This window comes from Aliiglaciecola sp. NS0011-25, assembly GCF_040370605.1.
GTDB classification, from domain to species: Bacteria; Pseudomonadota; Gammaproteobacteria; order Enterobacterales; family Alteromonadaceae; genus Aliiglaciecola; species Aliiglaciecola lipolytica_A.
Window position 1 is genome coordinate 41,882 of record NZ_BAABWR010000029.1, and the last position, 7,462, is coordinate 49,343.

The 7,462-nt window shown below is 40.7% G+C and carries 3 protein-coding genes; all 3 read left to right on the top strand.

Annotated features, from left to right (window positions below):
• Positions 1-274: 274 nt before the first annotated feature.
• Positions 275-2,413 carry a S8 family peptidase gene (locus ABWV72_RS19475; RefSeq protein WP_353372530.1) on the top strand — a complete coding sequence of 713 codons (2,139 nt, stop codon included), beginning with the start codon at positions 275-277 and terminating at the stop codon, positions 2,411-2,413.
• 275 nt (positions 2,414-2,688) lie between these two features.
• On the top strand, positions 2,689-7,185 hold the full coding sequence (locus ABWV72_RS19480; RefSeq protein ID WP_353372532.1) for a hybrid sensor histidine kinase/response regulator: 4,497 nt from the start codon (positions 2,689-2,691) through the stop codon (positions 7,183-7,185).
• The coding region (locus ABWV72_RS19485) for a response regulator (RefSeq protein WP_353372534.1) at positions 7,175-7,462 on the top strand (288 nt) is incomplete at its 3' end. The genes ABWV72_RS19480 and ABWV72_RS19485, both read left to right, overlap by 11 nt.

Here is a 7,462-nt window from a genome sequence, read left to right on the forward strand (position 1 = left end):
CTAATCTTTATTTGCCCCTTTTAACTTGATATTAAATTTCTCAACGTATGATATTGAAAAAAATGAATGTAAATATTGAGCTGTCATTTCATTTTTTGCACTCATATTTTTCTGTTTGATTGCATTCATTATTTTCACATTAGACTAAAGGCTAATAAAACCGCGGGGGTAACTATTGGCATGAGGGTTGCTATATCTGATGGATAAATAGGAAACCTGTATTTTATGTTTAACGACATTCCATGTACGGTCAAAAATACTAGAGACAAATAACATGAAACTAAACAATAGAAATAAGATTGCAGTTCTCATAAGTGGGTTGTTGAGCTTTTCTACTCTAAATGCAAGCGCGGCAAGCAGCGGCCTTTTGGGGCTTAATCTTGAAAAAGTCACAGCAATTACAGATGTCTCAGAATTGACAACATCTTTGGGATTGCCAGAGCTTCCAGTGGTTAATAGCATCTTAGCAATGGATAATGAAATTTTAATCCAAGGCGGTGATATTGCGGTACTCAACGATTTAGTTAATTTAGTTGGTGGATTGGTTACCCACGAATTGCCGTTGGTCGGAGGAATTGGTGTACGAGTTTCTGATTTGCAATTGGAGCTGCTTAAAAGTCTACCTGCTCTGATTACAATTACTGAAAATCAACCTCTTTTTACTGCTGGTGCCCTTGATAATTGCCTAGTGTATGGAAGTCATGTTGTTGACCTAGAAAAAAATAAGGTGAGCTGGAACTTATATAATGCCCGTGACATGAATACTAATGTCGACGAAATGAGTTTCACTTGGCCTACAAGTTTGGGCAACATCAAATCGGTTAAATTCAATGGTACAACTGTGTTTTGGAGCTTGTTTGGCCGCCAAAATGGAGAGTTAACCCTAGATTCTTCTTGGTTAAGTCGTTACGCAAAAATGAACGCCTTTGATGATGCAAAAGTTGAATTAACTTTCTCCCGTAATGGTACAGAAAATTATCAACAAAACGACTTTTCAATGGACGTTTCGTTTACCCAAAATTGTAGTCGTGACCTAGTGAAAGGATACGACACTCAAGCCAATGAAGGCGATAGCAACAGCTACTATGTAAACACCATTGGTGCTGATGAGTTACATGACAATGGTATTACCGGTAAAGACATTACCGTTGCGGTTATCGATAGTGGTGTATGGGCGAGTCACAAAGCGCTAAAAAATGACACCTACAATAATCCTAGAATTACTGCTGCTTTTGATGCAATTGAAAATCAGGAATTACAACCAGAAGATATAACGGATGAAAATAGTCATGGAACACATATTTCTGGGATCATCGCCAACAGCGACCATGCAGTCGTTGATGGACAGATGCGCAGTTATTATCAAGGGGTTGCTCCAGACGCAAACCTAGTGGTGATTAAAGCGTTCTATGAAGATGGCCATAGTACTTATTTAGATGCACTTAGAGCGATTCAATATATTGCTGATAATCACGAAGAATTTAATATTCGAGTTGTGAATTTATCCTTTGGTGCGCCGCCACGTTCGAATTACTGGGCGGATCCAATCAATCAAGCGATCATGAAATTATGGGAAGAAGACATTGTAGTGGTAACCTCTGCTGGTAACACTGGACCGGCGGCAATGACTATCGGTGTGCCTGCCAATGTTCCTTATGTTATTAGTGTTGGCGCAATAACTGACAACTACACGCAAGATAATCCTCATGATGATGAGTTACTTTCATTCTCATCTCAAGGTCCAACGCACGAAGCTTTTGTTAAGCCCGATTTGGTTGCGCCAGGTGGACATATATTTAGCTTAGCTAATGAAGATATGTATGTGCCTAATAAATTTCCGCAATATATGGTTGGAAATGATCGCTTTATTATGTCTGGTACGTCACAAGCGTCCGGTGTGGTAAGTGGGATAGTGGCGTTAATGCTGCAAAACGATCCGAGTTTAAGTGCTAACGATGTGAAGTGCCGCTTAATGAGCAGTACTACCATGGCGCAGTTATCAAATGGGCAACTTGCTTACAGCCCCTTCCAACAAGGTTCAGGTAGTGTAAATGCTGTTAAAGCGGTTGAATCGACTGCTATGGGATGCGCTAACAATGGCCTGGACATAGCTGCTGATCTAAGTGGTGAACAACACTATATGGGCGCTGCTCGTAAAGATGAAAATGGCAACTATTACATCGAAGGTTTTGAATTTGAGGTTTGGGAAGAAGCTTTCATTTGGGAAGAAGCCTTCATTTGGGAAGAAGCTTTCATCTGGGAAGAGGCTTTCATTTGGGAAGAAGCTTTCATCTGGGAAGAGGCTTTCATTTGGGAAGAAGCGTTCATCTGGGAAGAAGCTTTCATTTGGGAAGAGGCTTTCATTTGGGAAGAAGCATACGTGAACCAAGAAAACTTTTTGTTGCAAGAATAATCCTATTTACTTAATACCTTCAGCCCCTCAGAGTTTATCTTTGCAGGGGCTGAGTTGTTTTTTATCCATGTAATATTTTGTTTATTCCTTTCATTTTTAATCAGTATGCTTAAAGTGGCTTTATATAACCTTGCGTTAGGCTTGAATACTAGGTTAAACGCGCGCTTTTTAGGCTATTTACAGCAATTCATTGGCATACGTATTTCATTAGGTTAATCTAATTTAAAAACGATGAGCAGTGAAGAAGTATGTTGAAAAGAGGAATATTGGGTTATTTGTTTTTTCTGTTATTAAGTAGCAGTGCAGTTGCCGCAGATGCTCCTAATTTCAATTTCTCCTCAGACGATTTAACTAAGCAGCTAGCTCAAAAAAGTGTACGACAGATATACCACGATAGTACTGGCTATATGTGGATAGTTACCCAAGTAGGCGTCAGTCGTTACGATGGGTATCAATTGTTACGTTTCGTTCATGATCCTCGAAATGATACATCTCTTAGTTCGGATAACGCCTTCGCAATTATTGAAGATCACCAAAAGCGTTTGTGGATAGCCACTGACGGTGGTGGGCTTAACTTGTTCAACGCTGCAAAACAAACGTTTACAGCGTGGAAAGAAGCCGATAATTCTGCTTCTGCACCCACATCAAATAGACTTCAAACGTTATTCTTAGACTCCCAAAATTTTATTTGGATTGGTTATCGAAATGGTAATTTTAGCCGTTTTAATCCTGATGACATGATTTTTGAGCATTTTAATACCCGAGAGCTTCTACCTGAGCTTGAAAAAGATGCCTCTATTACATCCATTGTTGAAGATGAAGAGTACATTTGGCTTGCCACCAATGGAAATGGTTTAATTAAATTCCACAAGCAAAAGCAAACCGTAGAGCGATTATTTTCGGGGCCAAATTCAACATTTTTTAGTAACTCGTTAAAGCAACTATTTGTTGATGCCCAACAAAGGTTGTGGATAGCCAGCCAAGACGCTGGTGTGATAGTTGCCGATCCTAAAAAATTAAAGTTCTCTAATTGGCAACATCATGAAAATCTAAAACATAGTTTACCTTCCAATCTTGCTTATGCGATTTTTCAGGACCACCGTCAACGTATCTGGATTGGCACCGATGCTGGCGTTGCGCTTTGGGATGGCAAAGATGGTTTTGACACTTTTACAACCGAAGATGGGGTGACCGATAATATCATCTTGTCAATTCAGCAAGATTCTACTGGGTTAATTTGGCTGGGTACCTTTAACGGTATTACCAAAACCATTGAAGTACCCTTTGAGCATATAGCGAAAGGATTAGCGAATAACGTTGTTTTAGGATTTGCTGAAACCCATGCAAGTGATGGCGTATCGTCAATTTGGATAGCCAGTTATAGTGGGTTGACACAGCTAGATGCGAACGGAGAAGTAATTCAAATCATCAATAAAGAAACTCAACCAGCGTTATGGGACGCAAGAGTTACAGCGGTTCTTGGTGAAAATAATATATTGTGGTTCGGGACTCGGGGGTCGGGGTTGGGGAGACTCAATGTCGATAACAATCAAATAGACTTCTTTTCCCATGATCCCGCAAATCCTGATAGCCTAAGTTTCAATGGTGTCACCAGCGTTTTAGCCGATAATGCGGGCAATATTTGGGTAGGAACCTTTGGTGGTGGCTTAAATTATTTGCCTGCGGGAAGCGATCAATTTGTGCATTATCGGCATGATGAAAATGACCCAGAAAGCATAAATAGTGATCGGGTTTTGGCTATTTATCAATTGCTTGATGGCACTATTGCTGTTGGCACTGTGTCCGGTATCAATTTACTTGATTTGGCTGACAGTAAATTTCAACGTATTGAGCATATTCCTGAGGATATTAATAGTTTGTCCGCTGCGACGGCATGGACCTTTTATCAAGATTCAAAAGCACAATTGTGGGTTGGCACTCAGGGGGGCGGGTTAAATAAATGGCTGCCTGAAGATATGCAAGCAAACAACAATAACTTTACACACTATGACAGTTTTAGTGGTCTTCCAAGCAGTCATATTTATGCAGTTTTAGATGATAACAATGGCAACCTTTGGTTAAGTAGTACTGCAGGGTTAACTCGGTTAAATGTCGAATCAGGTAAAACAAGACATTTTGATAGTTCTCAAGGATTAAAAGAAAGCGAATTTAACTATGGTGCGGGCTTTAAAGATAGTAACGGGTTTATGTATTTTGGTGGTATCACTGGCTTTATTCGTTTTCATCCCGACCAGATAAAAGACAGTTCAGTGGTACCTCCTGTGGTGGTGGTTAGAATCAAAAAATTGAATGAACAAGTTTGGTTTGATGTGCCTTATCAGCAGTTACAGCAGCTAGAATTAGACTACAAAGATTATTTTATTTCATTTGAATTTGCAGCCCTTGACTACAATGCGCCGGGCCTCAACGAGTATCGATATAAATTAGACGGACTTGATTCCGATTGGATTGAACTAGAAAATCGACGCATTGCAACATTCACCAATTTACCGGCTGGAAACTACACACTTAAAGTGCAGGCGAGTAATAACCAAGGATTGTGGAATACAGAAGGTATTGTATTGCCGATAAATGTGCTCCCTCCACCTTGGAAAACAATGTGGGCTTACAGCTTGTATGCGCTCATTGTGATTCTAATTGTGCTAAATACTATGTGGCGCTACCGACTTAAACGTTTGGCCGAGATCCAGCAACTGATTGACCTAGAAGAGAAGGTTGAAGAACGTACCAAAGAGTTACGACATGCCAATGCGCAACTTGAAACCAGTATGCAAGAAACAGAAAAAGCCAGAAAGTTAGCAGAACAAGCGAGTAAAGAGAAAAGTGATTTCTTAGCTATCATGAGTCACGAAATTCGCACTCCAATGAATGGTGTACTGGGCATGACAGAAGTATTGTTAAGCTCTGATCTTAAACCTAAACAACAGCATTTTGCCCAATTGGTGTATCGTTCGGGGCGGTTGCTTCTCGATTTACTCAACAATATTTTAGATTTTTCCAAGCTTGAAGCCGGTAAAGCGACTCTGGAGTCAGTGCCAGTTGATCTTGAGGCTTTGGTTGAAGAGGTGTGTGATTTGTTTAGTGAGTCGGCCTATAACAAAGGCTTGTACGTAAACGCTATTCTATCTCCAGATCCTCTCCCTGAAGTTTACGCCGACCCAGCTAGATTACGACAAATCATTGCAAACTTAACCAGCAACGCGATTAAGTTTACAGAGCAAGGCGAAGTGAATGTCAGTATTAGGCGTGTTCCTTGTTATACCTCCCATGCAGATTCTTCGGAAGCGCCCAATAATTACAGTGGTTTTGAAATAAGCATTCAAGATACTGGTATAGGTATGGCACCTGATCGACAACAGAAAGTCTTTGAAATGTTTACCCAAGCAGATGCCTCTACCACCCGAAAATACGGCGGGACAGGATTAGGCCTAGCGATTTGTCGTCAGCTTACCACGTTAATGGGCGGTAACATTGATGTGCAATCTACACTAGGGCAAGGCAGTACATTCAGCCTCGAAGTTGATTTGCCATTAACCCACAACCAGGTTATCGACTATACGCCAGAGACTCGTTTTCCCACTGTACATTTGGTGAATCTTAACGGTGGTTTAGGACTGGCAGTTACTAATATGTTGAGCAAATTAGGTGTTAAAACCTTACATGTGCAACGAGTTAACGGACAATTAGCCTCTGCAAAGGATGGTTTATGGATCAGCCTTAGTGAATATGAGGGGGCAATACAAGAAGCGCAAATCCCATTGCAAAAATGGATATGCTTGTTGCCCTCCTCACAGTGGCAAGAAAACGATAAACGCAATATTTTGCCGCTACCTATTCATTTGAGTGAACTACAGGCAAGTTTACATAAAGCCATAGGTCTTAAAAGTGCAGATCGTCAGCACAGCAATAACGACTACCCTAATCATCAGAAGTTTAATGCGAATATCTTGGTAGCAGAAGATAGTTTAACTAATCAAGAGGTAGCGAAAAGCATGTTAGGCATGCTTGGTTGTGAAACATGGTTGGCAGATAATGGCGCAGAAGCGGTTGAACAAATAAATCTACGTCAACCTGATTTAGTGTTGATGGATTGCCAAATGCCTATTATGGATGGCTACAAGGCCACCATGGAGATCAGGAAAAACTGGCCGGACATTCCAATTATTGCACTAACTGCTGGTATGGGAGATGATTTACGCCAACAATGTTTAGGGGCAGGCATGAATGATGTTATGACTAAGCCCTTTTCATTGCGAGAACTTGAACATACTTTGACGCGCTTTTTAGGCACTGCAAAACAACCTCAGGTCAATGATTCACCAGACAGTGAGCACGATAGTCTAAATGCCCCTCATAGTGGGAATAGCGCAGCCAGCGATGAAGAGCCAGAATCGGAGTTAATCGATATGGCAACGGTGGATACGTTATTGAAAATTAGTCGAGATACCGGAAATCCAGTGTTTGTAAGAGTGTTGGATGCATTTACCCAAGAAGCTGAAAAATTAATCACACAGCTGTTTACACAAGTGAATAGTCCAGACATGGATTTGCATGAGGTTGCAGAAATTGCACATGCCTTAAAATCGATGTCAGGAAACTCTGGCGCTAAGGCATTGTATCAAATATGTCAAACCTTAGAGAGCATGTCAAAACAGCAACAATCGGAAGGAATCGATACTTTAGCACACAGTATACAAGCTACTTTTTTACAAAGTTGCGAGCAGTTGGAGACATTCAGAAATGTCAGTTGAATCAAAAATTAAAATCCTAGTGAGTGACGATGATCTCACCGCGCGAATTTTAATGAAAGAAACACTTAGCAGTGACACCATTGAAGTGCTTGAAGCCGAAAATGGGAAACGCGCTTTGGAGCAGTTTGACAAGCACTCTCCTTCACTGATTTTACTAGATGTTTCTATGCCAGAAATAAATGGATTTGAAGTATGCGAACGGATCCGCAGTTTAAAAAGCGGCGAGCATGTTCCTATCATTATGGTAACAGGTTCAGATGATTTGGAGTCTATTCAC

Bases quoted from the DNA above. Each gene is read 5' to 3' on its own strand.
- ABWV72_RS19475 (WP_353372530.1), top strand. From the start codon at position 275: ATGAAACTAAACAATAGAAATAAGATTGCAGTTCTCATAAGTGGGTTG.